This is a genomic window from Serratia sp. FDAARGOS_506 (assembly GCF_003812745.1).
Classification (GTDB): domain Bacteria; phylum Pseudomonadota; class Gammaproteobacteria; order Enterobacterales; family Enterobacteriaceae; genus Serratia.
Window position 1 is genome coordinate 4,766,501 of the sequence record NZ_CP033831.1, and the last position, 26,239, is coordinate 4,792,739.

General features: G+C 60.7%; 25 protein-coding genes and 1 pseudogene. 8 read left to right on the forward strand and 18 right to left on the reverse strand.

Going from position 1 to position 26,239, the window contains the following annotated elements; all coding sequences use genetic code 11:
• The first annotated feature begins 12 nt into the window (after nucleotides 1-12).
• Both nrdB and yfaE read left to right on the forward strand, forming a co-directional pair.
• Nucleotides 13-1,143, forward strand: coding sequence for a class Ia ribonucleoside-diphosphate reductase subunit beta (gene nrdB / locus EGY12_RS23075; protein ID WP_019453694.1), 1,131 nt, complete (start codon nucleotides 13-15; stop codon nucleotides 1,141-1,143).
• Nucleotides 1,144-1,146: 3 nt separating this feature from the next.
• The gene (gene yfaE / locus EGY12_RS23080) at nucleotides 1,147-1,407 is read left to right on the forward strand and encodes a class I ribonucleotide reductase maintenance protein YfaE (RefSeq protein WP_123895510.1); all 261 of its coding nucleotides are present in this window, start codon (nucleotides 1,147-1,149) and stop codon (nucleotides 1,405-1,407) included.
• A 59-nt stretch (nucleotides 1,408-1,466) separates the two neighbouring features.
• Here yfaE and EGY12_RS23575 read toward each other — a convergent pair whose 3' ends face one another.
• Entirely contained in the window at nucleotides 1,467-1,619 is a 153-nt protein-coding gene (locus EGY12_RS23575) for a Hok/Gef family protein (RefSeq protein ID WP_033635303.1), read from the reverse strand.
• Nucleotides 1,620-1,867: 248 nt separating this feature from the next.
• Nucleotides 1,868-2,689: a helix-turn-helix domain-containing protein gene (locus EGY12_RS23090; RefSeq protein ID WP_123895511.1), complete on the reverse strand. Its 822-nt coding sequence runs from the start codon at nucleotides 2,687-2,689 to the stop codon at nucleotides 1,868-1,870.
• Between the two features lie 114 nt (nucleotides 2,690-2,803).
• On the opposite strand from EGY12_RS23090, the gene EGY12_RS23095 reads away from it, so the two are divergent.
• Complete coding sequence (locus EGY12_RS23095) at nucleotides 2,804-4,009, forward strand: NAD(P)/FAD-dependent oxidoreductase (protein WP_123895512.1); 1,206 nt, start codon at nucleotides 2,804-2,806, stop codon at nucleotides 4,007-4,009.
• 3 nt (nucleotides 4,010-4,012) lie between these two features.
• Here EGY12_RS23095 and EGY12_RS23100 read toward each other — a convergent pair whose 3' ends face one another.
• Nucleotides 4,013-5,209, reverse strand: a complete 1,197-nt coding sequence (locus EGY12_RS23100; protein ID WP_123895513.1) for a nicotinamide mononucleotide deamidase-related protein YfaY — start codon at nucleotides 5,207-5,209, stop codon at nucleotides 4,013-4,015.
• 245 nt (nucleotides 5,210-5,454) lie between these two features.
• On the opposite strand from EGY12_RS23100, the gene tyrP reads away from it, so the two are divergent.
• Entirely contained in the window at nucleotides 5,455-6,663 is a 1,209-nt protein-coding gene (tyrP, locus tag EGY12_RS23105) for a tyrosine transporter TyrP (protein ID WP_123895514.1), read from the forward strand.
• Nucleotides 6,664-6,724: 61 nt separating this feature from the next.
• Here the strand turns inward: tyrP and EGY12_RS23110 are convergent, their stop codons facing one another.
• Nucleotides 6,725-7,264 carry a YfaZ family outer membrane protein gene (locus tag EGY12_RS23110; protein WP_049200187.1) on the reverse strand — a complete coding sequence of 180 codons (540 nt, stop codon included), beginning with the start codon at nucleotides 7,262-7,264 and terminating at the stop codon, nucleotides 6,725-6,727.
• A gap of 338 nt (nucleotides 7,265-7,602) precedes the next feature.
• Between EGY12_RS23110 and katA the strand changes: the two genes are divergently transcribed.
• Nucleotides 7,603-9,039: a catalase KatA gene (gene katA, locus EGY12_RS23115; protein ID WP_060420075.1), complete on the forward strand. Its 1,437-nt coding sequence runs from the start codon at nucleotides 7,603-7,605 to the stop codon at nucleotides 9,037-9,039.
• A 43-nt stretch (nucleotides 9,040-9,082) separates the two neighbouring features.
• On the opposite strand, the gene menE is transcribed toward katA, so the two are convergent.
• The 9 genes from menE to EGY12_RS23160 form a co-directional block, all read right to left on the reverse strand.
• Nucleotides 9,083-10,468 carry an o-succinylbenzoate--CoA ligase gene (gene menE / locus EGY12_RS23120; RefSeq protein WP_123895515.1) on the reverse strand — a complete coding sequence of 462 codons (1,386 nt, stop codon included), beginning with the start codon at nucleotides 10,466-10,468 and terminating at the stop codon, nucleotides 9,083-9,085.
• The gene (gene menC, locus EGY12_RS23125; protein WP_123895516.1) at nucleotides 10,456-11,439 is read right to left on the reverse strand and encodes an o-succinylbenzoate synthase; all 984 of its coding nucleotides are present in this window, start codon (nucleotides 11,437-11,439) and stop codon (nucleotides 10,456-10,458) included. The genes menE and menC overlap by 13 nt, the downstream gene beginning before the upstream one ends.
• Nucleotides 11,439-12,296, reverse strand: coding sequence for a 1,4-dihydroxy-2-naphthoyl-CoA synthase (gene menB / locus EGY12_RS23130; protein WP_033635308.1), 858 nt, complete (start codon nucleotides 12,294-12,296; stop codon nucleotides 11,439-11,441). The genes menC and menB overlap by 1 nt, the downstream gene beginning before the upstream one ends.
• Nucleotides 12,297-12,307: 11 nt before the next feature.
• The gene (gene menH / locus EGY12_RS23135; protein ID WP_123895517.1) at nucleotides 12,308-13,078 is read right to left on the reverse strand and encodes a 2-succinyl-6-hydroxy-2,4-cyclohexadiene-1-carboxylate synthase; all 771 of its coding nucleotides are present in this window, start codon (nucleotides 13,076-13,078) and stop codon (nucleotides 12,308-12,310) included.
• Nucleotides 13,075-14,751 carry a 2-succinyl-5-enolpyruvyl-6-hydroxy-3-cyclohexene-1-carboxylic-acid synthase gene (menD, locus tag EGY12_RS23140; RefSeq protein WP_123895518.1) on the reverse strand — a complete coding sequence of 559 codons (1,677 nt, stop codon included), beginning with the start codon at nucleotides 14,749-14,751 and terminating at the stop codon, nucleotides 13,075-13,077. Before menD ends, menH begins: the two co-directional genes overlap by 4 nt.
• A 380-nt stretch (nucleotides 14,752-15,131) precedes the next feature.
• The gene (gene elaB / locus EGY12_RS23145; RefSeq protein ID WP_123895519.1) at nucleotides 15,132-15,443 is read right to left on the reverse strand and encodes a stress response protein ElaB; all 312 of its coding nucleotides are present in this window, start codon (nucleotides 15,441-15,443) and stop codon (nucleotides 15,132-15,134) included.
• Nucleotides 15,444-15,561: 118 nt separating this feature from the next.
• Nucleotides 15,562-16,326 carry a gluconate 5-dehydrogenase gene (gene idnO / locus EGY12_RS23150; protein WP_049200181.1) on the reverse strand — a complete coding sequence of 255 codons (765 nt, stop codon included), beginning with the start codon at nucleotides 16,324-16,326 and terminating at the stop codon, nucleotides 15,562-15,564.
• Nucleotides 16,327-16,555: 229 nt separating this feature from the next.
• Nucleotides 16,556-17,065: a DUF1097 domain-containing protein gene (locus EGY12_RS23155; RefSeq protein ID WP_123895520.1), complete on the reverse strand. Its 510-nt coding sequence runs from the start codon at nucleotides 17,063-17,065 to the stop codon at nucleotides 16,556-16,558.
• Nucleotides 17,066-17,195: 130 nt separating this feature from the next.
• The gene (locus EGY12_RS23160; RefSeq protein WP_123895521.1) at nucleotides 17,196-18,431 is read right to left on the reverse strand and encodes an MFS transporter; all 1,236 of its coding nucleotides are present in this window, start codon (nucleotides 18,429-18,431) and stop codon (nucleotides 17,196-17,198) included.
• Nucleotides 18,432-18,720: 289 nt separating this feature from the next.
• Between EGY12_RS23160 and EGY12_RS23165 the strand changes: the two genes are divergently transcribed.
• From EGY12_RS23165 to EGY12_RS23175, 3 genes and pseudogenes are all read left to right on the forward strand, one after another.
• On the forward strand, nucleotides 18,721-19,596 hold the full coding sequence (locus EGY12_RS23165) for a LysR family transcriptional regulator (RefSeq protein WP_123895522.1): 876 nt from the start codon (nucleotides 18,721-18,723) through the stop codon (nucleotides 19,594-19,596).
• Nucleotides 19,597-19,721: 125 nt separating this feature from the next.
• Nucleotides 19,722-19,987: pseudogene (locus EGY12_RS23170) on the forward strand (type II toxin-antitoxin system RelE/ParE family toxin).
• Nucleotides 19,988-20,005: 18 nt separating this feature from the next.
• Complete coding sequence (locus EGY12_RS23175; RefSeq protein ID WP_072022352.1) at nucleotides 20,006-20,371, forward strand: helix-turn-helix domain-containing protein; 366 nt, start codon at nucleotides 20,006-20,008, stop codon at nucleotides 20,369-20,371.
• Nucleotides 20,372-20,436: 65 nt separating this feature from the next.
• Here the strand turns inward: EGY12_RS23175 and nuoN are convergent, their stop codons facing one another.
• From nuoN to nuoJ, 5 genes are all read right to left on the reverse strand, one after another.
• Nucleotides 20,437-21,894, reverse strand: coding sequence for an NADH-quinone oxidoreductase subunit NuoN (gene nuoN / locus EGY12_RS23180; protein ID WP_033635324.1), 1,458 nt, complete (start codon nucleotides 21,892-21,894; stop codon nucleotides 20,437-20,439).
• Between the two features lie 6 nt (nucleotides 21,895-21,900).
• Nucleotides 21,901-23,430 (reverse strand): NADH-quinone oxidoreductase subunit M, encoded by a 1,530-nt coding sequence (gene nuoM, locus EGY12_RS23185; protein WP_025160171.1) that lies wholly within the window; start codon nucleotides 23,428-23,430, stop codon nucleotides 21,901-21,903.
• A gap of 95 nt (nucleotides 23,431-23,525) precedes the next feature.
• Nucleotides 23,526-25,373 (reverse strand): NADH-quinone oxidoreductase subunit L, encoded by a 1,848-nt coding sequence (gene nuoL, locus EGY12_RS23190; RefSeq protein WP_019453716.1) that lies wholly within the window; start codon nucleotides 25,371-25,373, stop codon nucleotides 23,526-23,528.
• Complete coding sequence (nuoK, locus tag EGY12_RS23195; RefSeq protein WP_004936014.1) at nucleotides 25,370-25,672, reverse strand: NADH-quinone oxidoreductase subunit NuoK; 303 nt, start codon at nucleotides 25,670-25,672, stop codon at nucleotides 25,370-25,372. The genes nuoL and nuoK overlap by 4 nt, the downstream gene beginning before the upstream one ends.
• Entirely contained in the window at nucleotides 25,669-26,226 is a 558-nt protein-coding gene (gene nuoJ / locus EGY12_RS23200) for an NADH-quinone oxidoreductase subunit J (RefSeq protein WP_019453717.1), read from the reverse strand. Before nuoJ ends, nuoK begins: the two co-directional genes overlap by 4 nt.
• Nucleotides 26,227-26,239 lie beyond the last annotated feature (13 nt).

The window sequence follows — 26,239 nt, forward strand, 5'->3', positions numbered from 1 at the left end:
GGATTCAGGCTTATGGCTTACACCACTTTTTCTCAGACCAAAAACGACCAGCTGCAAGAGCCGATGTTCTTCGGCCAGTCGGTAAACGTTGCGCGTTTCGACCAGCAAAAGCATGAAATCTTCGAAAAACTGATCGAAAAACAGCTCTCCTTCTTCTGGCGTCCGGAAGAGGTTGACGTCTCCCGCGACCGCATCGATTACCAGGCACTGCCGGAGCATGAGAAGCACATCTTCATCAGCAACCTGAAGTATCAGACGCTGCTGGATTCCATCCAGGGCCGCAGCCCGAACGTCGCCCTGCTGCCGCTGATTTCGATCCCTGAGCTGGAAACCTGGGTAGAAACCTGGTCGTTCTCCGAGACCATCCACTCCCGTTCCTACACTCACATCATCCGCAATATCGTCAACGATCCTGCTCTGGTGTTCGACGATATCGTCACCAACGAAGAGATCAAGAAGCGCGCGAAAGACATCTCCGGCTACTACGACGATCTGATCGAGATGACCAGCTACTATCACCTGTTGGGTGAAGGCACGCACCAGGTGAACGGTAAAACCGTCACCGTCAATCTGCGCGCGCTGAAAAAGCAGCTGTACCTGTGCCTGATGAGCGTGAACGCGCTGGAAGCGATCCGCTTCTACGTCAGCTTTGCCTGCTCCTTCGCGTTCGCCGAGCGCGAACTGATGGAAGGCAACGCCAAAATCATCAAGCTGATCGCCCGCGACGAAGCGCTGCACCTGACCGGCACCCAGCACATGCTGAACCTGATGCGTTCCGGCGCCGACGATCCGGAAATGGCGGAGATCGCCGAAGAATGTCAGCAGCAGTGCTACGATCTGTTCGTGCTGGCCGCCCAGCAGGAGAAAGAGTGGGCGGAATACCTGTTCCGCGACGGCTCGATGATCGGCCTGAACAAAGACATCCTGTGCCAGTATGTGGAGTACATCACCAATATCCGCATGCAGGCGGTCGGCCTCGGTCTGCCGTTCGAAACCCGCTCCAACCCGATCCCGTGGATCAACGCCTGGTTGGTGTCCGACAACGTGCAGGTGGCGCCGCAGGAAGTGGAAGTGAGCTCCTACCTGGTTGGCCAGATCGACTCGGAGATCAACGCCGACGACCTGAGCGACTTCGAACTGTAAGCGATGGCGACGCCAACCGTAACGCTGCGCGCCGCCGGCACGCAACTCTCCTGCCCCAACAGTGAAAACAGCCTGCTCGACGTGCTGGAACTGCACGACGTGCAGGTGGAGTACCAATGCCGCTCCGGCTATTGCGGCGCCTGCCGCCTGAAGCTGGTGAAAGGCGAAGTGGCCTACCGCCAACAGCCGCTGGCGTTTATCAACGCCGGTGAAATCCTGCCCTGCTGCTGCATGCCGCTGACGGATATCGAGCTGGAAATGTAAAGTCGGGTGCCGGAAACCGCGCCTGGAGACCAGAAGGCGGGGTTACCCCCGCCCTATGATTACCGCTTCACCTCGCACGCCAACCTGATCAGGATAGTGATATTTTCCTGGTAGATTTTCAGCTCGCACAGCGAGTCTCTTATCATCCAGATAAATAGCAAAACCGTAATACATACAACGGTTAGCGAGTGAAACACATGCTTTAAGCGCATGCTTGCCTCCTTGCTGTGAAGGGGCTACCATACCGGTGTCTAGGCGGTATGTGCAGCCCCATTCTGATTGAGAGTCAGTCTGGGGCTTTCATCTATCCGCCTTGTCACACAATGCCCAAGACGAACAGTCTCAAGCACCCGCCAAAAGAGTAACAGCATTCCCTCGTCGCAAATACCCCTATAAGATTATGATTAATCAGGGATATATAACTGTCACCAAAGCCTCTCCGCCCTCATCGCCGGCCTGACTAGCGCCCTTTTCCTGCCGATGCGGAAAAATAACGCGCCGGAGAATCGCCAAAAGCTTTGCGAAACATCGCGATAAAATTGCTCGGCGAGGCATACCCCAGCGTTTCCGCGATCTGCAGCACCGTTTCACCTTCGGCCAGCTTCGCCAATGCATATGACAACCGGGCCTGCTGACGCCACTGGGCAAAACTCAACCCCGTCTCACCGATCATCAGCCGCCGCAGCGTGCGTGGTGACATCGCCCCCCACTCGGCCCAGGCTTCCAGTGAACGCTCGTTCCCCGGCTGCGCCAGCAAGGCCTGCAGAACGCCGGCCAGGCGCGGATGGGACGACATCGGCAAATGCAGCGGTTCCGTCGGCGCCAGGCGTATCTCGTCCCGCATCACCTGCGCCATGCGATCCTGCTCCAGGGTGAGCACACTGCGCTTATCCCAGCCTTCTGCTCGCTGAGCCAGCGCCTGCAGCACGGCGCTGATGCCGATGACGCAGGGTTTATTCGACAGATCGTCACAGGCCGCCGGCGCCAGCAGCAAACTCCAGCCGCTCAGCGCGCCGCAGACCTGCACCCGGTGCTCCGTCGCCGGCGGGATCCAACCCGCCCGCTGCGGCGGCAGCACCCAATCGCCGTGCGCCGTGCGCACATGCAGCAAACCGCTTTCGACACATAGCAGCTGCCCGCGCGCATGCTGATGCCAGTCATATTCGCGCGTGCCCAACCGATACTCCCGGCCCGCCGCATCGCGGCCGCCGAGGGCGATCAGCCAGGGGCCCGCCCGCCATTCACTGCAGTCAGCATCGGCGAAATGAGGGTTATCGTTCATATTGGCCACTTATCACTATTTTTAGTCCAGATACCGTTATATCAACCTTTTCCCGCACCGACATAATGAAATGCTTCCGGCCGGTCTGTGGCCGCCGACTCACGAGGGAACAAGATGACAACACTCAGCATTGGCATTATCGGCGCCGGGCCCGGCGGCCTGTGTCTGGCTCAAGGGCTGCGCCGCTTCGGCATCCACGCCACGGTGTTTGAACGCGACACCACGCCGCAAGCGCGCGATCAGGGTTACCGGCTGCGCATCGATCCGACGGGCCAGCAGGCGTTGGCCGCCTGTCTGCCGCCGGCGCATTACCGGTTGCTCTGCGCCGGCAGTGCGCAAAACAGCGGCGAGAGCAACCTGTGGGACCCGCAGCTTGCCCCGCTCAACGCCCGACGCCCCGAGCACTGGCTGCCCTCCAGCCCGCGGCAGGCGCAGGAACCGAGCGGCGACCTCGGCGTTCATCGGCAAACGTTGCGCGAAATCCTGCTCGCCGGTCTGCAAGACCGAGTGCGCTTCGGCTATACCCTGTGTGAATTGGCACAAACGCCGCAGGGCGTCGAACTTCAGTTCGCCAACGGCGAACAAGTGCGGGTCGATGTGCTGATCGCCGCCGACGGCGTCAACTCGCTGGTGCGGCGGCACTGCCTGCCAGAAGCAGGGCCAGAAGACAGCGGCGCGGTCACCCTCTACGGCAAAACGCCGCTCGATGCGGCGACCCGTGCCCAATTGCCCCCCGAATTGCTGCACGGCGTGTCGGTCGTCTTCGCCGACGGCTTATCGCTGGTGATTGAACCGATGCGCTTTCAGGCGCCCATGGCGCAGCTGGCAGCCGACTATGCGCCGGATTGCCCTCTCACGCCGGTCGACGACTATCTCTATTGGGCCTGTATCGGAACGGCTGAACGGCTCGGCGGACCGGCGCGGGCGGAGGGAAGCGCTGCGCTGCAGGCGCGCGTACGGCATATCTCGCAGGGATGGGCTCCCGCCTTGCAAACGGCATTAGCACTGGCGGATCCCCAGGCGCTCAGCGTGCGGGCGGTGCAGGTCACGAAGGCGATGCCGGTGTGGCACAACGAACGCATCGCCTTTCTCGGCGACGCCGTGCACGCCATGAGCCCGGCAGGAGGACTCGGCGCCAACACCGCGTTGGCGGACGCCGCCAGCCTGACGACACATCTGGCACAGGCCGGCGGCGCCGCGCAGGCACTCAAGGGCTATGGTATAGAACTGGAAGTGCGGGGTACGGCGGCGATACGCCTTTCACGTCTGGCGTCCGAACAGCTACTGCAGAACAGTGAGGCCGGTCACTCAGCGCTATGACCGTCACTCGATAATTTCCACCACCTCCAGCCAGGCGTTTTTACCGCACGCCTGGCCCCCATTCAGCCAGCGGCGCAACATATCCAGCGCCAGCATCGCCACCGACTCCTGACGCAGCCGCAAGCCGTGGCGCGACGCACGATAACGCACGGTCTGGCCAATGCCGCCACGCGGCGTGTGGAGCGCAATGCTCACCTGCTCGTCGCGCATGGCGCTGACCGCCAATGCCAACGGCGCACCGGTCAATTCCGCCAGCGAGCGGGCGCGCGCCAGCGTCGTTTCCAGCGTTTCGATACAGTGCGCTGGCAGCAGCTCGCCCCCCGCCAGCGGCGCTCCTTCGCTCTGCAACTGCAGATTGATCAACCCGGCGCTGAACTGCTCGCTCAACGCCAGTTTCAGCCCTTGCTGATTCAGGCGCTGGGTCAGCATCGCCGGCAACCCGGCGGTGCCTTCAAAGAGGCAATTGTCCCCCGCTACCTCGCGCACGCGCCGCCAGGCCTGCTCCATTTCCGCACGCCGGCTTTCCGGCCCGGTCAGCTTCAGCTCGATAATCGGGCTGGATGAACGATAACCCAACACCACCTCCGGCGGCAGCGGCATACCGTCCAGTTCGGCGGCCAGATCGCTCTCGGAGGTGCCGAAGGTGGTCAGGCGCAGGCACAGCGGCGGTGCCGGTAAAGTGAAGCGCTGGCGTAGGCGCGGCACAATCTGCTGTTCGACCATCACTTTGAATTCCGACGGTACGCCGGGGGTGAAGAACATGTGGCATTTGTTCAGCTGCAGCGCAAAGCCGCAGGCGGTGCCCACCGGGTTATCCAACATTTCCGCGTTGGCCGGGATCTGTGCCTGCTTGCGGTTGGAAGGGGCCATCGGCCGCCCGCGCTCGGCGAAATAGGCCTCCATGCGCGCCAGCCAGTCGGCCCGTTCAACCAGCTCTACGCCACAGGCTTTTGCGGCGGCCAACGCGCTGAGATCGTCGCTGGTCGGCCCCAGACCGCCGTTGACGATCAGCACATCGGCAATATGGCTTCGTTCCTGCAGGATCTCGATCAACGCAGAGAGGCTGTCCCCGACCGTTTCCCGCCCGCTCATCGGTACCCCCTGCTGGAACAGGTAGTCCGCCAGCCAGGCGGCGTTGGTATCAATAATTTGCCCGTGCAGCACCTCATCACCGGTGCTGAGCATCTCCACCCTTAACATTGATCTCTCCCACATTTTTTGGTCATTCCACTATAGAAGCCCGTAAATAACTTTTCACTAGCCGCCTGCGGATAATTTCAGCCATGGGTTCGTTCTTCATGCGTCATGCAGTCCACCGCAATGTAAACATTATTGTACATCACGCGTAACGCCGGTTTGACACAAATTAGGGCTTCCACTATCCTGCCATCCTCATAAATCGTTACCTATAATTTTCAAAATCTTTCGGCTGGTAGAGAAAAAACGTGAAGAATCGCACTCTTGGCAGTGTTTTTATCGTGGCGGGCACCACCATTGGCGCCGGGATGCTGGCGATGCCGCTGGCGGCGGCCGGCGTCGGCTTCGGCGTCACGCTGGCCTTACTGGTCGGGCTGTGGCTATTGATGTGTTACACCGCGCTGCTGCTGGTAGAAGTCTACCAGCATGAGCAAGCGGACACCGGTTTGGGCACGCTCGCCAAACGTTATCTCGGCGGCGGCGGCCAGTGGCTGACCAGCTTCAGCATGATGTTCCTGATGTACGCCCTCACCGCCGCCTACATCAGCGGAGCCGGAGAACTGCTCGCCACCAGCATCAGCCAATGGACGTCGCAGGACTTCCCGGTATCGCTCGGCGTACTGCTGTTCACCCTGGTGGCCGGCGGCGTAGTGTGCATCGGCACCCACTCGGTCGACTTGTTCAACCGCATCCTGTTCAGCGCCAAAGTGGTGTTCCTGGTGGTGATGCTCGGCCTGATGTTGCCGAATATCCACCAGACCAACCTGATGACGCTGCCGCTGGAGCAGGGCCTGGCGCTGTCGGCCATTCCGGTGATCTTCACCTCTTTCGGCTTCCACGGCAGCGTGCCGAGCATCGTCAACTACATGGGCGGCAACATTCGCAAACTGCGCTGGGTGTTTATCATCGGCAGCGCGATCCCGCTGATTGCCTATATCTTCTGGCAGGTGGCGACGCTGGGCAGCATCAGCTCCGATACCTTCGTCGGCATTCTGGCGCAGCAGGCCGGGCTGAACGGCCTGCTACAGGCGGTACGCGACGCAGTAGCTTCGCCGCACGTTGAACTGGCGGTGCACCTGTTTGCCGACTTGGCGCTGGCGACTTCGTTCCTCGGCGTTGCGCTTGGGCTGTTCGATTTCCTGGCCGACCTGTTCAAGCGGCAAGATAACGTGCGTGGCCGCCTGCAAACCGGCGCCATCACCTTCCTGCCGCCGCTGGCCTTCGCGCTGTTCTACCCGCGCGGCTTCGTGCTGGCGTTGGGATTTGCCGCCATCGCTCTGTCGGTGCTGGCGCTGCTGCTGCCTTCGCTGCTGGTGTGGAAAACCCGCCAAAAGCATCAGGCGCAGTACCGCGTCTGGGGCGGTACGCCTGCGCTGGCGTTGGTGTTTGTCTGCGGGGTGACGGTGATCGCCATCCAACTGGGCATCGCCAGCGGCATGCTGCCGGCGGTCGGGTAAGCGACGAAAGAAAAGAAATGATAAAGAGAAAGGGGCCGCGATGGCCCCTTTTTGCTGAGCGTCAGAAGCTCAGACCGACACCGACATAAGGACCATCGGCCAGGGTGTTGTCGCGACGCCCGTCTTTGCCTTCCATCTGCATGTAACGGTAGCCCACGTCCACGCTCAGCGGACGGAACTTCCAGCGCAGGCCGCCGCTGGCTTCGTTATAGGCCTTAACGCCGCTGGTGAAAGACTCAGGGGCAAAGTAACCTTCGCCGTGCAGACTGAAGTAACGGTTAATTTCCCACTCCAGGCCGCCGCCCAGCGCCACCGCCCCGCCGCTCTTGCCGTCTTTCGGACTGAGGTACAGCGCCTTGGCGCCCACGGTCGCCGTCAACGGCCCCAGCGGCACGCCGAAGTTCAATCCCAGACTGCCGACGTTGCCGTCGTGGTCGCTGCGCGCCCAGTTGCCGGTCAGGCCCAAGCCTGAAGAGCCGGTGCTCATGCCAACGCCCAGGTTGGTGTAGTGTTGCCCGGCTTCGCCCGACACGCTGATGGCGTTTGCCGCACCGGTCACAAACAGCAATCCTGCCGCGCACGCGACCCAAGTCTTTTTCATCATCTTTCCCTCTGGTTTGTCATCCGTACCGAATGATCGAATCAACGCAAAATAATAACGTCACGAGTCTATACCAAAGCGCAATGCGTCTTTAAGGGATAAAAGCGAAAAAATTCTTCAATAATCAAATAAATGTAAATATTTGCAAACAAGGCTCTATATTCGTCAAGGCGATGCCAACGATAACCGAGACCTATTTGCCGCCGCTCGGCAATAGGTCTACAACTAGTAGTGGCTTTGACCAAGGTCAGGGGAAAAAGCCCCGCCAAAGGACTATGCTGATGAACGCTTAAACCGCCCGAGTCTTTACTTAACTGCACTACGATAAGGAGCAAGTGATGAGCAAGAAAGGACTGACCACCGCAGCCGGCGCCCCGGTTGTCGACAACAATAACGTGATCACCGCAGGCAAACGCGGCCCGATGCTGTTGCAGGACGTGTGGTTCCTGGAGAAACTGGCCCACTTCGACCGTGAAGTCATTCCAGAACGCCGCATGCACGCCAAGGGATCCGGCGCCTACGGCACCTTTACTGTTACCCATGACATCACCCGCTATACGCGCGCCAAGATTTTCTCCGAGGTCGGTAAGCAGACCGACATGTTTATCCGCTTCTCCACCGTCGCCGGTGAGCGCGGCGCGGCCGACGCCGAGCGCGACATTCGCGGCTTCGCCATGAAGTTCTATACCGAAGAAGGCAACTGGGATTTGGTGGGGAACGATACGCCGGTGTTCTATCTGCGCGATCCGCTGAAATTCCCCGATCTCAACCACGTGGTGAAACGCGATCCGCATACCAACCTGCGCAACCCGGTGTACAAATGGGACTTCTTCTCCCACCTGCCGGAATCGCTGCACCAGCTGACCATCGACTTCAGCGATCGCGGTATTCCGAAATCCTACCGCCACATGCACGGCTTCGGTAGCCACACCTTCAGTTTTATCAATGCCGCCAACGAACGTTTCTGGGTGAAATTCCACTTCCGCTGCGAGCAGGGCATTGAAAACCTGATGGATGAAGAAGCGGAAGCGATCATCGCCAAGGATCGCGAAAGCTCACAGCGCGATCTGTTCGACGCGATCAAACGCGGCGACTTCCCGCGCTGGAAGCTGCAAATTCAGATCATGCCGGAACACGAAGCGTCGCAGACGCCATACAACCCGTTCGATCTGACCAAGGTGTGGCCGCACGGCGACTATCCGCTGATCGACGTCGGCTATTTCGAGCTAAACCGCAACCCCGACAATTACTTCTCCGAGGTTGAGCAGGTGGCGATGAACCCCGCCAACGTGGTGCCGGGCATCAGTTTCTCGCCGGATAAAATGCTGCAGGGCCGTCTGTTCTCCTATGGCGATGCGCACCGCTATCGCCTGGGCGTTAACCACCACCAGATCCCGGTGAACGGCGCCAAATGCCCGTTCCACAACTACCATCGCGACGGCGCGATGCGCGTGGACGGCAACAGCGGCAACGGCGCCACCTACGAACCGAACAGCTTCGGCCTGTTCCAGGAGCAGCCGGACTTCAGCGAACCGCCGCTGAGCATTGAGGGGGCAGCCGACCACTGGAATCATCGTGAAGATGACGATTACTACAGCCAGCCGCGCGCGCTGTTCAACCTGCTGAGCGCCGAAGAGCACCAGCGCATGTTCACCCGCATCGCCGGCGAACTGTCGCAAGTGCCGGAACACATCCAGCGCCGTCAGGTCGAACTGTTCACCAAGGTACACCCGGACTACGGCGCCGGCGTCGCCAAGGCATTGGGACTGAAATAACCCGCCGTCATCATCCGTTCAGCCGCCCTTTCGGGCGGCTTTTTTATGCCTGAGAAAGCCGCTGCGCCACCCACTGCTGCAACTGGCGGCGCGAAATCTTGATGCCGCCGTTTTTCAGCTCGTCGGGCAACGAGAGTAACGCCGCCGGGCGTTGGAAATTGGCCAGTTTATCCTGCGACCAGGCGAGCAGCGTCGCCAGCGACAGCGACGGATCGCCGTCTATTACCGCCACCGGCCGCTGGCCGAACTCGGCGTCCGCCACCGGCACCACAAACGCCTGCGTGATCTGCGGGTGCGCCGCCAGCACGCGTTCGATATCCTCAGGCTGCACCCCTTCACCACCGCTGAAGAACAGGTTGTCCAACCGGCCGAGAATACGCAGTTCCCCCTCGGCCATCGCGCCGCGATCGCGGGTCGCAAACCAACCCTGTTCATCGGCCAGCGGCTGCAGACGGCCATGACGCCAGTAGCCGAGCGCCAGGCTATCGGCGCGGATCCAGACCTCTTCGTCCACCAGTTTGATCTCGCGGCCGCAGAGCGGCAGGCCAACACCCGGCCGCGCATCGGCGCGTTTGGCACACACCGTGGAAGCCAGTTCGGTCAGCCCGTAGCCGCACCAGCAGCGGATCCCCGCCGCTTCCGCCCGTTCGGTCAGCTCAACCGGGATCATTGCGCCGCCGAGCAGCACCTCTTTCAGCGTCATGCCCGTCAGCGGTTGCGCCAACAGCCGCCAGAGCTGTGTCGGCACCAGTGAGGCATGCGTACATCCCGCCAATGCCTCGGCCAGAGGATGCATCTCGCGCACCGCCAGCCGCGCGCCCGCCGCCAGCCAGCGCCAGACGATGCCCTGACCGGAGACGTGAAACAGCGGCAATGACAGCAGCCAGCAATCCTCGCGCTGAAAATCCATCAGCCGCAACACCCCGGCGGCGCTGGCCAGATGGTTGGCGTAGCTGTGCGCCGCCGCCTTGGGTATGCCGCTGGAGCCCGAGGTCAGCGTCAGCGTCGCCAGACGTTGCGCATCCCACGTCGGCAGGTTCGGCCAGCGTGGTTCGGTTGAGGGTGGAGTCAATCGAATCACCTCTTCCGGCAGCGCCGGCAACGGATCCGGGCTGAAGGCAAAGGTGATGTCCAATTCAGGCAACAGCTGCCCCAGTAGCGGTATCGGCAAGGCGGGATTGAGCGGCAACAGGCGTGCGCCGCATTGCAGCAGCGCCAGGTAGGCCAACAGCAGCGGATAGCTGTTTTTACCGTACAGCGCCACGCCGCAACCCGGCTCCACACCCTGGTGCTGGAAATCTGCCGCCAGCTCATCCACCTGGCCTTGCAACGCCAGCCAGCTCAGCGGCCGTTCGCCGAGCAGCAGGGCCGTCGCCTGTGGCTGCAGGCGCGCCCAGTGCCGCCACGGCCAATCGCTTAACGGTGCCATAGGCACTCCAGCGCCGAGACATCCAGCAGCGGCAGTGCGCTGTCCGGCCACGGCCGCAGCACCTGCGCCTGCATCAATCCCAGCGTATCCAGCCCCGGCACGGTGTCCGGCGTCAACCAGCGGGCGATGCGCGCCAGCTGAGTCAACCCCAGGCTGGACTCGATGCTGGAGCTGATCACTGCCGTCAGCCCCGCCGCATGCGCCTGCGCCACCAGCGCCTGGCAACGCGTCAGGCTGCCTACCAGCGTCGGCTTAATCACGATCGCCGCCACGCCCGGCTCGGCCTGCACCACAAAGTCCGCCTCACGCACGCTCTCATCCCAGGCGATGGCAATGCCGGTCGCCCGGGCGAAATCGCGCGATTCATCTCGGGTCTTGCAGGGTTCCTCCAAAAAGGCAATGCGGTCGCGCCATGCCGGATTGACGTATTTGGCGAAACCGTCGGCTTTGGCACGGGTCCAGCTGCGGTTGGCGTCCAGCCGCAGCCGCAGATCCGGCAGCGCCTCCAGCAGCACGTTGACGATCATGCCGTCGCGCACCGCCTCATACAGCCCCACCTTCACCTTGGCGACTTTCTCGCCCGGCAAGGCGCTCAACGTCTCGAACAGCTCGTCCGGATCGCCGGTGCACAGCGGCGCCTTGCGGAAATCCGCCTGCGTCGGCAAGCGCTGCTCCAGCTCGGCCTGCGCGCAGCTGAGCCCAAAGGCCACCGAAGGCAGCGTGCTGTCATCCGGTTCGTTACCCGCCAACCAGGCATGCAGCCACGCCAGCGCGGCCTGTTCGGCCTGCGCCAACGTTTCCCGGCTGAATTCAGGCAGCGGCGCGATCTCGCCCCAGCCTTCACGCTCGCCCTGACGCAGCTGCACCACCCATCCGTCACGCGTTTTCAACCGCTGATTGCGCAGCACCACGCCCGCCTCCATCGGCAGACTGTAACGGTAAAGCGCCGCGCTGCGGTTTCCCCCGCTCATTACGGGTTACGCTTGAATTTGCTGAAGTCCGGCTGGCGCTTCTCGTTAAACGCGTTGCGCCCTTCCTGCCCTTCGTCGGTCATGTAGAACAGCATGGTCGCGTTGCCCGCCAGCTCCTGCAAACCGGCCTGGCCGTCGCAGTCGGCGTTCAACGCCGCCTTCAGACAGCGCAGCGCCATCGGGCTGTTCTGCAGCATTTCACGGCACCAGCGCACCGTCTCTTTTTCCAGATCGGCCAACGGCACCACAGTATTGACCAGGCCCATGTCCAGCGCGGCGGCGGCATCGTACTGGCGGCACAGGAACCAGATTTCGCGCGCCTTCTTCTGGCCGACAATGCGCGCCATGTAAGACGCGCCCCAGCCGCCGTCGAACGAACCCACTTTCGGGCCGGTCTGGCCGAAGATGGCGTTATCCGCCGCGATGGTCAGATCGCACATCATGTGCAGCACGTGGCCGCCGCCGATCGAATAACCGGCCACCATCGCCACCACCGGTTTCGGGCAGGTGCGGATCTGGCGCTGGAAGTCCAGCACGTTGAGGTGATGCACGCCGCTGTCGTCGCGATAGCCGCCGTAGTCGCCGCGCACTTTCTGATCGCCACCTGAGCAGAAGGCCTTATCACCGGCACCAGTCAGAATAATGACGCCGATACCGTCGTCGTAACGGGCGTTGGCCAGCGCATCGATCATCTCTTTAACCGTTTGCGGGCGAAACGCATTGCGCACCTGCGGCCGGTTAATGGTGATTTTGGCGATGCCGTCGGCAGACTTGTGATACAGAATGTCTTCGAAATCGCCGGTGCAATCCTGCCAGGCGATGGCGGCATACAGCTGTTCTTCATTCGGATAAAGCATATTCGGTTCCTTTAACCAGGGTTAACGAGAAAGGTTTGCAGCTCGGCGACGAAATCCTGCGGATTGGCCAGATGCGCGTTGTGGCCGGCCTGCGGCACGATGCGCAACGGCAACCCGGCGTCACGCGCCAGCCGTTGAAATTTGGGGTCGTTCTCACCGCACAGCACCTGCAGCGGCACCGTCAGCTGGCGCAGCTGCGGCGCCAGATAGGGCTGCCGCCCAAGCGACGTGGCTTCGAGCATATCGGCAATCGCCGGGCCGCTGTTGGCCGAGCGCGCGGCAATCAGCGCCTGACGGTGCACGTGACTGAGCTCTTTGAACACCGGCTGCTGGTACCAATCCGCCAGAACCTCGGCGATCGGCTCCCGGCGGAAGCGCTCCGCCCAGAGCGCATCCTGTTCGCAGCGCCGGCGGCGCTGTTCTTCGTCCTCCAGCCCCGGGTTGCCGCCCTCGACGATCACCCCCTGAAGATCGGCATGGCGGCCGTAGCAGGCGTGATACATGGCGATACGCCCGCCGAGCGAGTAACCCACCAGCCAATAGCGTTCGATATTGCGCAGCTGCAGCGTGGCGGCGATCTGCGCGCTGATGTCGTCGAAGCCGCGGCAGCTCACTGCCACGGAATCGCCGTGGCCGGGCAGATCGATGGCCAGCGACGGCCATTCCGGGCAGCGTGCGGCGATCACCCGCCATTCATTGTTGTTGCCGAGCAGGCCATGCAGCCACACCAGCCACGGGCGGCCCGCTTCGCCCTGTTGCAAAATTCGCGTCGCCAGCATCATTGCACCGCCATCTGTTGCACCAGGTATTGCAGGCTTTCGGCTCCCGCGCTCGGCGGCACCTGCAGTTCGATAAGCGTGGCGCCGCCGCGCCGCCAGCCTTGCTCAACCGCCTGTTGCAGCTGGCTCCAGTTCTCCGGCCGCGCGTAACCCAGCTGGAACATCGCCGCAGCGTGGCTGAACTCAACGTTCTGCGGCATGCAATAAAAGCGCTGACGATCCTCTTCCGGCGTTGGCAATAGCGAGAAAATCTGCCCGCCGTTGTTGTTGACGACGATCAGTACCGTTGGCGCCGAGCTCTGGCGCAGCAGCGCCAGCGCATTGAGGTCATACAGTGCGGAAAGGTCGCCCACCACCGCCAACGTCGGTCTGGCGGTGGCGCGCTGCACGCCGGCGGCGGTGGAAATCAGGCCGTCGATGCCGCTGGCGCCGCGGTTGCTGAATACCGGATAGGCGACAGGCAATGACGTTAACGCGTCGATGAGCCGCACCACCAGGCTGTTGCCGAGAAACAGCTGGCCGTTCTCCGGCAGCAGCTCCGGCAAACGATGCGCCAGCTGCGCTTCGCCAAAGTTATCGTGCAGATGCGTGGACGCGGCCGTCAGCGCCTTATCCGCCAACGCCGCCAGCCCGGCGGCCCACGGCGTGCGAGGTTGCGCCGGGTGCTGCGCCAACCACTGCGCCACGCCGGCGCGCAGGCGCCGCCCCCGGTGCTGGGTCGGATCGAGCCGCCCCGGCAGTGCGTCGATGATCCAATACTCTTCCGGCCGGCACTGCGCCTGCCACTGCAGCAGGCGTTTGCCGGTCAAGCTACCGCCGAACTGCACCACCAGCTGCGCATCTTGCAATACGCGCTGCGCCTGCGGATGTGCGAGCCACAAATCGGCGCAGGGCAGTGGTTGCCCGGTCTGCGACAGCACGTCGCCGATCAGCGGCCAGCCCAGCGTTTCGGCCCATTCGGCCACCTGAGCGCCCTCTTGCGCGCTCATGCGCCCGGCCAGCACCACGCCGCGTTTCTGTCGCCAGAAGAACCAATCCGGCTGCGGCGCGGGGGCCGCACGCGTCTCGCTTTCCTGCAGCCACGGACGATCGCTCTGCCACCAGTCGCCCAGCGCGGCGGACCAGTCGGCATAGTGACGCTCATCGCCGCCGTACAACGGTTCGGCGAACGGACAGTTGATATGCAAAGCGCCGTGCCGCAAGCGCGCCATCGCGCTGTCGACACTGGAGGCCAGCCACGCAGCCGGAATATCCGGCGTTGGGCGCGGCAGATCGATCGCCAGCGTTGGGTGGCTGCTGTAGAGGCCGTTTTGACGGATCGCCTGATTGGCGCCGCAGTCGATCAGCTCCGGTGGCCGATCGGCGGTGAGAAACACCAGCCGCTCACCGGTCAGGCCGGCTTCGATCAACGCGGGATAAAGGTTCGCCGCCGCGGTGCCGGATGTGACGATCACTGCCACCGGCTCACGGGCCGCCTTCGCCAACCCGAGCGCCAGATGGCCGAGCCCGCGCTCATCAAAATGGGTATGACAGATAAAAGATCGGTTGGCCGCAGCGGCCAGCGTCAGCGGCGTGGAGCGCGATCCCGGAGCGATACAAACATGCCGCACCCCATGGCGGGCCAGCGCCTCGAGCAGCACAGCCGCCCACCGGCGATTAAAAACACTTGTCGACATAGTTCGCTCACAAGTCAGTTAGCAGAGATCGTCTCCGGCGCAGCCGACGGACGCCGCGCCTGTAGTTACGCTCTGTATTATATGAGGTGTTATTTTCACGGCTTTTGCGCCAGCGCAAGAACGCCGTATATCCCTGGGTGTTTACACCAGATAATTATTTGATTTAGAACAAAAAACAAACAATAAACACACAAACACTTTACACTTGCGGCAGCTTAGGCTCAATCCGTCCATACAAAAACAAGGGGAATCGAGACGTTCCGACAACGGCTAGCGGGAAGTATAGGCGGGATAAGGGAAAGCTATCGGGGAAACAGCGAGATGAGAAACAGAGTCTGCAGAAAAGCATGAGGCGGCCTGCGCCGCCCCGATGTCGTGATTTACTTGCGGGCCAGCAGCAGACCCAGCACCAGCCCGACGGTGGCGCCGATACCTACGCTGTGCCAGGGTTTATCCCGCACGTAGTCGTCGGTGCGGTGCACCGCTTCTTTGGCGCGCGCGTAGTAGGACTCACCGGTGTTCGCCCAGCGCGCCTTGACCTCACTCAGCGCCTGCTCGGCGTGCGACTTGATGTCGACATAAGCCTGATCCGCGCGATCGCCGGTGTATTGCAGCACTTCTTCCAGCGTTTCGGTCAGCATTCTCAGATCGTCATCCAACGTAGTTTGCTCAGCATCCGTATATCTTGCCATCGTGAGATCTCCGTGGTTGAAAAATTAAGCGTTCCTACACTATAGACAAGGATCGCCGCCGGCGGCCATCGGACTTTTACCCTAAAATGTCATAGCGCCAAAAGTTCCACGAGAGCAATTACACCGCAGCGGACATGCCGCCATCGACAAACAGTAACTGTCCGTTAACGAAGGCAGAGGCATCAGCGGCCAGGAACACCGCTGCCCCGATCAGCTCTTGCGGATCGCCCCAGCGCGCGGCGGGCGTGCGCTGGGTCAGCCAGGCGGTAAAGGCCGGATCGTCGGCCAGCGCTTGCGTCATCTCGGTTTTGAAATAGCCGGGGGCAATGCCGTTGACCTGGATGTTGTAACGTGCCAATTCCACGCACATGCCGCGCGTCAACATTTTCACCGCGCCCTTGGACGCCGCATAAGGGGTGATGGTGTCCCGCCCCAGCTCGCTCTGCATCGAACCGATATTGATTATCTTGCCGCACCGACGCGGCACCATGTAGCGCGCCACGGTCTGCGACACGATGAAGACCGCCTTCTGGTTAACGGCGATGATGTCGTCCCAGTCTTGCTCCGGGAACTCGGTAAACGGATGACGGCGTTGAATGCCGGCATTGTTGATCAATACGTCTATCGCGCCGATTTCCGCTTCAATACGATCGATAGCGGCATGCACCGCCAGGGAGTCGGTGACGTCGAACGCCGCCGCATCGGCGCGGAGCCCTTCGTCACGCAGGCGATCGGCCGCGTGCCGGGCGTGCGCTTCGGTGGTGGCGTTGATCAGAATATGTGCGCCCTGCTGCGCAAGGCCCCGCGCCAGCAAGAAACCGATGCCGCGCGAGGCGCCGGTGATCAAGACGATCTTGTTATCCAGTGAGAACAGGTTGTTCATGGTGATTCCCGGCCATCAGGCCTCCAATCGGACAGGCCTCTATCTCAGCCGATTGTTACCGGTAAAAATGTGATGGGAATCACTGAAAATCATGTTACGAAACCCTGTTACTCTTAACGTGATCTCACGCAATTCCTGCAAGAGAAACTGACACCTATCCATTTGAAAATAGAAAACTTTCAACAGTGTTACCGTCCTGGTTATCAGGGGGTTCCCGCCGCACAGCCGCTCACTCGACGGCGCCGTTTGAGCCGGCATTCGGACCAATCGGCGGCGCGGCGCGGGCTTTTTCACTGCGCGCCGCCCACCACAGGCCGCTGTTTTTCATCGCATAACCAAACAGCAGGCCCACCAACAGGGAAAGCGTCACCACCGGCCAATCGCCACCGCCGGCGAAGGTCGCACAGGCGCCGATAAAGGTACCGGGCACAAACCCCAGCCACTGTTGTTTGGCCTGAATGCACATCAGGAATGCCACGATGCCGGTCAGCAGATACCCCAAGAAATTCCACTGAGGCGCCAGCTCGCTGCCATGGATGATCGCCATTGCCCAGAAGACGCCGCTGCAACAGGTCAACGCGCCGATCAGCAACCCTTTCAGCCCGCCCTGCGGGCAGGCGAAATACGCCGTGCACCCGAGAAAACCTGCCCAACCGATCAACCCCAGACTGACGGCAACCCATCCCCAAACGCCGGACAAGATCCCGGTGGTGACGGCAATGGCGAAAAGAACGTTCATAAAGTGACCCGCGGCAAAAAGAAAGCGCGCAGTTTACCCGAAAGCAGGCCATTTCATGTGATTAAAATCACAATATAAATGCAATTAAAGAATATTCATTTAAATAAAATAGACTTCAATCACAAAAATATTAACGTGGGAACCCCACACGTACCGTCATCCATGCCAACAACAGGCACACCACGGTGCTGCTCAGGAACAGCAGATGCGTTGCCTGGTGCAGATCGACACGATCGACCACAACCCCCAGCAAGATCGGCACCCAGTTGGCGATATAAGCGATAACATAAAACAGTGAAAGCAAACGAGCATGGCTGGCCGGCGGCGAAATCAGGTTTACCAGGGTTGCGCTGCCAACGAAAATGGCGCCGTAAGCGTAGCCAGCCACCACCAGCCCTGCAGCCGCCAGCCACAGTGAATGCCACTGGATCGCCACGGCGAATACCACCGCCGCCAGCACCTGCGCCAGGCAACCGAACAATAGCGAATGGCGGGCGTTAAGACGACGGCTCAAAATCTGGCTGACACCGGCGATCAACAGATAAACCGCAATCGCATAGCCAAAGACGCCTCGAGCATGCAGGCCTAACAGCGTTTCCGCCACGCTGGGGCCGATAGCCAAAATGCTGGCGGCCAGGGCCCAACAGATAAATAGAGCCCCGGCACACACAAAGAATTTACCGCCGGTGGCGCGCAGGCCATCGAGCAGCGAGCTTTTTTCTGTCGCAGCCGGCGCAGCATGGGTCGGCGCCGTAACCACACCACGCGGCCACGAGAACATCACGCCCAACGCAGCCACGGCGGCAATGACCATGATGAAAACGAACGGCAGCGTCGTGGGATGGAAACCGGTCTGCAAGGCGATGCCGCTGAAGATGGGGCCCAGCGCCAACCCTGTGGTAAAGGACAACGTGGCGATCAACGCGGCGTTTTTGCCACCGTCCCGCGGCCCAAACCGCACCAACGCGATGTTCGCCGCACCGGTCAGCGCCCCGGTGCCGACCCCGGCCAGCAGCCGAGCCATGAGCATCATGGCAAAGGTATCGGCCCGCGCGAACAACAGCGCGCCGCTCAAAACCACCAGCAATGCCGGTACGATCATGCTGCGTAAATCCTTCACTTTGCCGGCCAGATTGCCAACGCCGAACAAAGAGATCAACACGCCGGCGGCGTATGCGCCGTAAACGACGGTCAGGCTGACGGAACTCAGCGCAAGATGCTGCTGATACAGCGGATACAGCGGCGTCGGCGCACTGCTGTTCAGTAATGCCGACATCAATGCCAATGCCAGGAACAATAGAATACCCATGCGCGATGCCTGTGCGTTTTTCGGCACTGCGTCCTGGATGGCGGTATTTTCTGACATGCTTTAACTCCCAAAGTCGGCAGGTGGTGGCCTGCCATCGACGTTTTTCCTCACCCGACGAGCCGGGAACGGCGCTTATCATAGCGTTACGGCGACGGGCGAAGTATCGTCAAGAATGAATCACCCTGATGCATTCTTGCATCACCGGAGAAATAACCGCCGATGAGCAGGCCGTTAACCGTCTTTGTCTCCCCCCGGGCGGAACAACGCTTTATGATAGAAACCGTTATTGTTCGCCTGGCTCGGCCTGTGCCCCACGGCGCCGACAAATCTGCAGAGAGGAAATGGCATGATGAATTGGGACGACGCGCGCTTCTTTTTGGCCGTCGCACGCTGTGGCACGCTACGCAAAGCCGCCAGCCAGCTGCATGTCGATCAGGCGACCGTCGGTCGACGGCTTTCCACTTTCGAAGACGCGCTCGGTTCCAAGCTGTTTATCCGTACGCCAAAATCCTTCGCCCTCAGCCCGTTGGGGGAAGAAATGCTGGCGGACGTGATGAAGATGGAAAATGCGGTGCAGGCGATCAACCGCAAAGCCGCCTGCGGTGACGAAAGCCTGAACGGCAACGTGCGTATTGCCACCACCGATACCCTGGCCGAAGCCTTCGTGATGCCGGCATTGCAAGATCTGCGGGAACGCTACCCGGCCATCACCGTCACGCTGTTGACGGCGCTAAACATCGCCGATATCGCCTACCACGGCGCAGATCTGGCGATACGCGGCGTCCGCCCCGATGACGATGAGCTGATCATCAAACGCTTAGCCACCATCGAAATGGGTTTGTACGCCTCTCAGCACTATCTGGCGCGGCGCGGCATGCCGCTCAAGGGCGAGCAACTGCGCGGCCACGATCTGCTGATGTTCCCGCGCGAGCTGGTGCCGCGCCACTGGAACAATTTCTGCGGCGAGGCCCTGCACGAGCCCAACGTCGTACTGCAATGCAATTCACAGCTGCTGCTGCGCTCCGCCACCCGCAGCGGGCTGGGCATCGGCCTGCTCTCCGCGTTTTTGGCGGACAAAGACCCGGAGCTGGTGCGCCTGCTCCCGGAGAACAAAGACTGGGTGGATATCTGGCTGGTGCTGCATCCCGATTTGCAACGCGCCGCCCGCATGCGCGCGGTGGTGCAGGCGCTGGAAACCTCGTTTAGCGCCCAATACGGCTGAGTGCCGACACATGGAGAAACATCGCTGATGTCTCACGTATCCTTCTTCGTCCAAGATTGAAATAATAAGATATAAAGCTTATTATCTAATCACTGCACAGGACGTGCATTCGGCCCGAGGGAACAATGGCAAAGATCAGCTGGTCACGTAAGGCACTGAAACAATTGATGACTCTGCCTTCTCAGAACCGGTTGACCATTGCGCACAAGGTTGAACTCTTGGGCACTTTCCCGACCGTCAGACTGGACATTAAAAAGCTGCACGGTACCGATAACCAGTACCGTCTCGTCTACGCGCAGGGAACTACCGCATTATTTTTGAGATCGTCGATGATGAACCTGTCGTGTGCCTGATTCAGCAGGTAAAACGCAGAACATCGACAACTTATTGAAAGTCAGAGGTATGCCGAATGGCGAAGTTACAGTATATCCATGATGACTCCGGCCAGCCGCTCTATGTGGTATTGCCGCTCGATGAGTATAAAAGGCTTGTGAGACAGCAAGAGGACTACGAGCCTCTTCCCTACCATGCCGATAAGCATGATGATGAAACCGTCCCCCATGAAGTCGTTTCCATCATGCTGGATCAAGACGTCAGCTTGATTGCCGCTTGGCGAATTTTCCGTGGCCTCTCGCAATACGATGTAGCGGAAAAATTGGGCACGACACAATCCGCCGTTTCTCAATGGGAAGCCCCTCACTCGAAACCACAAAAGAAAACCCGGGAAAAGCTGGCTGTCCTCTATCGCTGCCAACCGGCACAAATGACGTTGTAATAGCTTCTTTCCCCTGCCCATAAAAAAAGGTCGCCGAAGCGACCTTTTTACTGTCTGAAGCGTTATCAGAACGTCGGCTGAGCCATTTGCACCAGCGAAATCAGCGGCTGCGGGTAGACGCCCAACAGCAGCACCAGTGCGGCGGAGATCAGCACCACGACACCACCGGCGGTCAACGCCCAGTTGTTCGGGGTATCGCGCTGCAGCGATTCCGGCGCGCTGAGGAACAGGCTGACGGTCACGCGCAGGTAGTAGTACAGGCCGATGGCGCTGCCTACCACAACCGCGCCGGTCAACCACCACAGGTGCGCGCTGACGCCCATCGCGATCACGAAGAACTTACCGATAAAGCCCAGCGTCATCGGGATACCGGCCAGCGACAGCATCATCACCGTCATCACCGCGGACAAGATCGGCTTATGCCAGAACAGACCACGGTAAGAGAACAGCGAATCCGCATCCGGGCCGCGGTACGGGCTGGACATCAGGCTGACCACGCCGAAGGCGCCCAGGCTGCTGAACAGATAACCGGCCAGGTAAACGCCGGCGGTTTCCAGCGACAGCTGATGGGTTTGCACCGCAATCAGCGCCACCAGCAGGTAGCCCAGGTGAGCGATCGACGAGTAGCCCAGCAGACGCTTGATGTTGGTCTGACTGATGGCCATCAGGTTGCCGAACAAGATAGAGCAGAACGCGATGATCGACAGCACCATGCGCAGCGCTTCGTTGTCGGCGGCCGGGGCATACAGGAACAAACGCATCACTACCGCAAAGATCGCGATCTTGCTGGCGGTTGCCAGGAAGGTCGAGACCGGCGCAGGCGCGCCCTGATACACGTCCGGCGTCCACAGTTGGAACGGTACCAGCGACAGCTTGAAGCCCAGACCGACGATCATCATGCCCATGCCGGCCAGGATCAGCGGCTGGTGCATCATGTTTTCCTGCAGGCTCTTGCCGAGGCCGGCCAGCGACAGATCGCCGGACTCGGCATACAGCAGCGCCATGCCGAACAGCAGGAACGACGAGGCGGCGGCGGACAGCAGCATGTACTTGATGGCGGCTTCCAGCGGGCGCTTCTGGCGGTAGGCGTAGCCCACCAGGCCGAACAGCGGCAGCGAGATCAGCTCGATACCGATGAACAGCGAAGCCAGATGGTTGGCGCTCGCCAGCAGGATGCCACCCATGGCGGCGATCAGCACCAGCAGGTAGAACTCTTCGCGGTTATCCGGATAGCCGACCAGCCACGGATAGGCGAAGGTGCAGGTCGCCAGACTCGCCAGCAGCACCAGCCCGGTGTAGAACATCGAGTAACCGTCAACCCGCAGCAGCGGGGTGACGTCCATTGGGCCTGCCTGGCCGACAAAGTACAGCGAAAGCAGCGCCAGGTTGAGACCGATCACGGTCAGGGTGGCGTTGATAAAGTGGTCGCGTCGCCACGCAATGCCTAGCATCACAACCACCACCGTCAATCCGACGATCAACAGCGGCAGCAGTGCGATCAGTTGTTGAGGAGTTATTGTCATGGCGAATTACGGCCTTGTTGTTGAAATTGCTGAAACTGACGAACCAAACCAGTGTTGCACGTTGCTCATCGCCGCGTTGGAAGTATCCAGAATCGGCTGCGGGTAAACCCCCAGCAGAACCAGCAACACCACCAGCAGCAGAATGATGAACAGCTCGCGCGCGGTCATGCCCTGCAGCGGCTGGTCGGATTTAGGCGCACCGTAATAAGCGCGCTGCATCATGATCAGCGAGTAAACCGAAGCGAACACCAGACCAAAGGTAGAAATCACGGTGATCACCGGCACCACCTGGTAGCTGCCGAACAGAATCATGAATTCGCCGACGAAGTTACCGGTACCCGGCATCCCCAGCGTAGCCACGGCGAAGAACAGCGACAGCGCAGGGATGAACTTGATACGCCCCCACAGGCCGCCCATCTGACGCATGTCACGGGTATGCAGACGCTCATACAGCTGGCCGCAGATGATAAACATACCGGCGGCTGACAGACCGTGCGCGATCATCTGGATCACCGCGCCCTGGTAAGCCAACTGGCTGCCGGTGTAGATGGCGATCAGCACGAAGCCCATGTGCGAAACCGAGGTGTAGGCAATCAGACGCTTGATGTCGGTCTGCGCGAACGCCATCCAGGCGCCGTAGAAGATACCGACCACGCCCAGCCACATGGCGATTGGCGCGAATTCGTGCGAAGCCTCAGGGAACAGCGGCAGACTGAAACGCAGCAGGCCATAGGCCGCGGTTTTCAGCAAGATGCCCGCCAGGTCGACGGAACCTGCGGTCGGTGCCTGGCTGTGCGCATCCGGCAACCAGCCATGCAGCGGCACCACCGGCATTTTCACCGCGAAGGCGATGAAGAAGCCCAGCATCAATACATATTGCACGTTGTGGGACATCGGCGTTTGCAGCAGGTCTTCGTAATCGAAGGTCCACACGCCGGTCGCGTTGTAGTGCACGAACACCAGGCCCAGGATCGCAATCAGCATCACCAGACCGCTGGCCTGGGTGTAGATGAAGAACTTGGTCGCTGCAGTGATGCGGGTTTTACCGTCCGACGCCTTGTGGCCCCACAGCGCGATCAGGAAGTACATCGGCACCAACATCATTTCCCAGAAGAAGAAGAACAGGAACATGTCGATGGCGAGGAACACGCCGATAACGCCGCCCAGGATCCACAGCAGGTTGAGGTGGAAGAAGCCCTGATACTTCTGGATTTCACGCCAGGAACAGAGGATCGCCAGCACACCCAGCAGACCGGTCAACACCACCATCAGCAGCGACAGGCCGTCCAGCGCCAGGTGGATGGAGATGCCGAAGCGCGGGATCCACGGCAGCAAGAATTCGCTCTGCCACTGCGGAATGCCTTTCGGCGTGGTCAATGTATAGCCGCCCTGCATCCACAGCTGCAGAGAGAGCGCCAACGTCAGCCCCATTGCGATCAGCGCTATCCAGCGCGGTACCTTAGTACCGAAGCGCTCAAGCTGCCAGCACAGCAGACCGCCGATAAAGGGGATAAGAATTAGCCAAGGTAATAGCATGGCGTTTTGTGTCCCTTATACGAATAATTTCAAACTTTGTACGTAGCGCCTGCCCGGCGCTACGCCCGAAAAATGCGTCTGTTTAAATTATTCAATTAAACCAAAATCAACAGAGCCAATACGACCACTGCACCCACACCCATAGACGCTATATACCAACGCACCTGACCGTTCTCGCTCACCGTCAGACCGCGGTTCCCCCAGCGGGAGAAGACGGCCGGCAGGTTCATCAGCGAGTTCAGCGGATCGCGTTGCAGCAGCTTCGCAATGCCCAGGTACGGCTTGACGAACACTTTGTCATACAGCCAGTCGAAGCCCCAGGCATGGAACCACCAGGTCGAGAAGAAACGCCCCGGCGCGCTGTTGGCGATGCTGTTGACCAGGCTGCGTTTGCCCAGCCACAGCGCAGCCGCCAGCAAAATGCCGACGATAGCCACCACGCCGGAGGTGATTTCCAGCGTCAGCACGCTGCCGTGCGCCAGTTCGGTCGTATCCGGCAACACGCCCTGCAACGGCGGCACGATCATCGCGCCGACGAAGGTGGACAGCACCAGCAGAACCAACAGCGGCAGGTGGTGAGTGATGCCTTTACCGGCATGCGCTTTGATTTTCTCTTCGCCATGGAACACGATGAAAATCATACGGAAGGTGTACAGCGAGGTCATGAATGCACCGACCAGGCCGGCCACCATCAGGTTGATGTGGCCGTTGGCCATCGCGCCCGCCAGGATCTCGTCCTTACTGAAGAAGCCGGCCGTGACCAGCGGCAACGCAGACAGCGCCGCGCCACCTACCAGGAAGCAGACGTACACCAGCGGGATGCTCTTGCGCAGGCCGCCCATCTTGAAGATGTTTTGCTCGTGGTGGCAAGCCAGGATCACCGAACCGGACGACAGGAACAGCAGCGCCTTGAAGAACGCGTGAGTCATCAGGTGGAAGATCGCCGCGTCCCATGCCTGCACACCCAGCGCCAGGAACATGTAACCGATCTGGCTCATGGTAGAGTAAGCAAGCACGCGCTTGATGTCGGTCTGCACCAGCGCGGCGAAGCCGGCCAGCAGCAGAGTGACCGCACCGACGATGCCCACCAGGTGCAGCACTTCCGGTGCCATCAGGAACAGGCCGTGCGTACGGGCGATCAGATAGACGCCCGCGGTCACCATGGTCGCCGCGTGGATCAGTGCGGAAACCGGGGTTGGGCCCGCCATCGCGTCCGCCAACCAGGTTTGCAACGGCAGCTGCGCCGATTTACCGACCGCGCCGCCCAGCAGCATCAGGGTCGCCCAGGTGATGGCCGTATCGCCCACCGCCAGTTTCTGCGGTGCCAGGATCATCAGCTCGCGGATATTCAGCGTGCCCAGCTCGTTGTAGAGGATGAACAGCGCGAACGCCAGGAACACGTCGCCCACGCGGGTCACGATGAAGGCTTTCATCGCCGCCGCGCCGTTGGCCGGATCTTTGTAGTAGAAACCGATCAACAGGTAGCTGCACAGGCCCACACCTTCCCAACCCAGATACATCAGCAGCAGGTTGTCCGCCAGTACCAATACCACCATGCTGGCGATAAACAGGTTGGTGTAAGCGAAGAAGCGCGAGTAGCCCTCTTCACCGCGCATGTACCAAGAGGCGAACATGTGGATGAAGAAGCCAACGCCGGTGACCACCGACAGCATGGTCAGCGACAGGCCGTCCAGCACCAGGGTCACGCCGATATTGAAGTTGCCGACGGCCATCCAGGTCCACAGGCTTTGCTCGAACAGCTGTACGCCGGCGGCTTTCTGGGCGAAGAAATCCATCGCCACATATACCGTGACCAGCGCAGCCAGGCCGATAGAGCCCACGCCGACGGTGGCCGCCGTGTTCTCAGACCAACGACCGCGGGAAAATGCCAACAGCAGGAACCCGATCAGCGGTAGCAGAATTGTTAAATATAATAGGTTCATCCGCGCATCTCACTGACAGTATCAATATTCAGGGTATGACGACGACGGTAGAGCTGCAGCAGCAGCGCCAGGCCGATACTGGCCTCGGCTGCCGCCAGGCTGATCGCCAGGATGTACATCACCTGACCGTCCGCCTGGCCCCAGTAGCTTCCCGCCACGATAAACGCCAACGCCGCAGCGTTGATCATCACTTCCAGGCTGATCAGCATAAACAGCAGGTTGCGGCGCACCAGCAGCCCGGTCAGCCCGAGCACAAACAGGATAGCCGCCAGGATCAGGCCGTGTTGAAGAGGGATCATGCTTGCTCCTCCGATTTTCTTCTCGCCATTTCGCCACTCGCCGGCGCGTTGCTCAGCACCTCGCCAGGCTTGTGCTCGCGGCCGATATGGAAGGCGACAACCAGACCCGCCAACAGCAGCATTGAAGCCAGCTCAACCGCCAGTACGTAAGGCCCGAACAGGCTGATGCCCACCGCCTTCGCGTCGACCATCTCGCCGCTGATACCCTGGTCGGATACGCTGCGGATAGCGACGATCAATACCACCAGCAGCGCCAGCGACAACAGGCCAGGCCCGATCCACACCGTCGGCTTCATCCAGTCGCGCTCTTGCTGCTGTACGTTGCCGAGGTTCAGCATCATCACCACGAACACGAACAGCACCATGATGGCGCCCGCATAGACGATGATTTCCAACGCGGCGGCAAAGTAGGCGCCGAGAGAGAAGAAGACTGCCGAGATCGCCAATAACGAGACGATCAGATACAGCAGCGCATGCACAGGGTTGGTATGGGTGATCACGCGAATCGTCGCGGCCACCGCAATCAAACCTGCCAGGTAAAATGCAATTTCCATGCTTGCTGGCTCC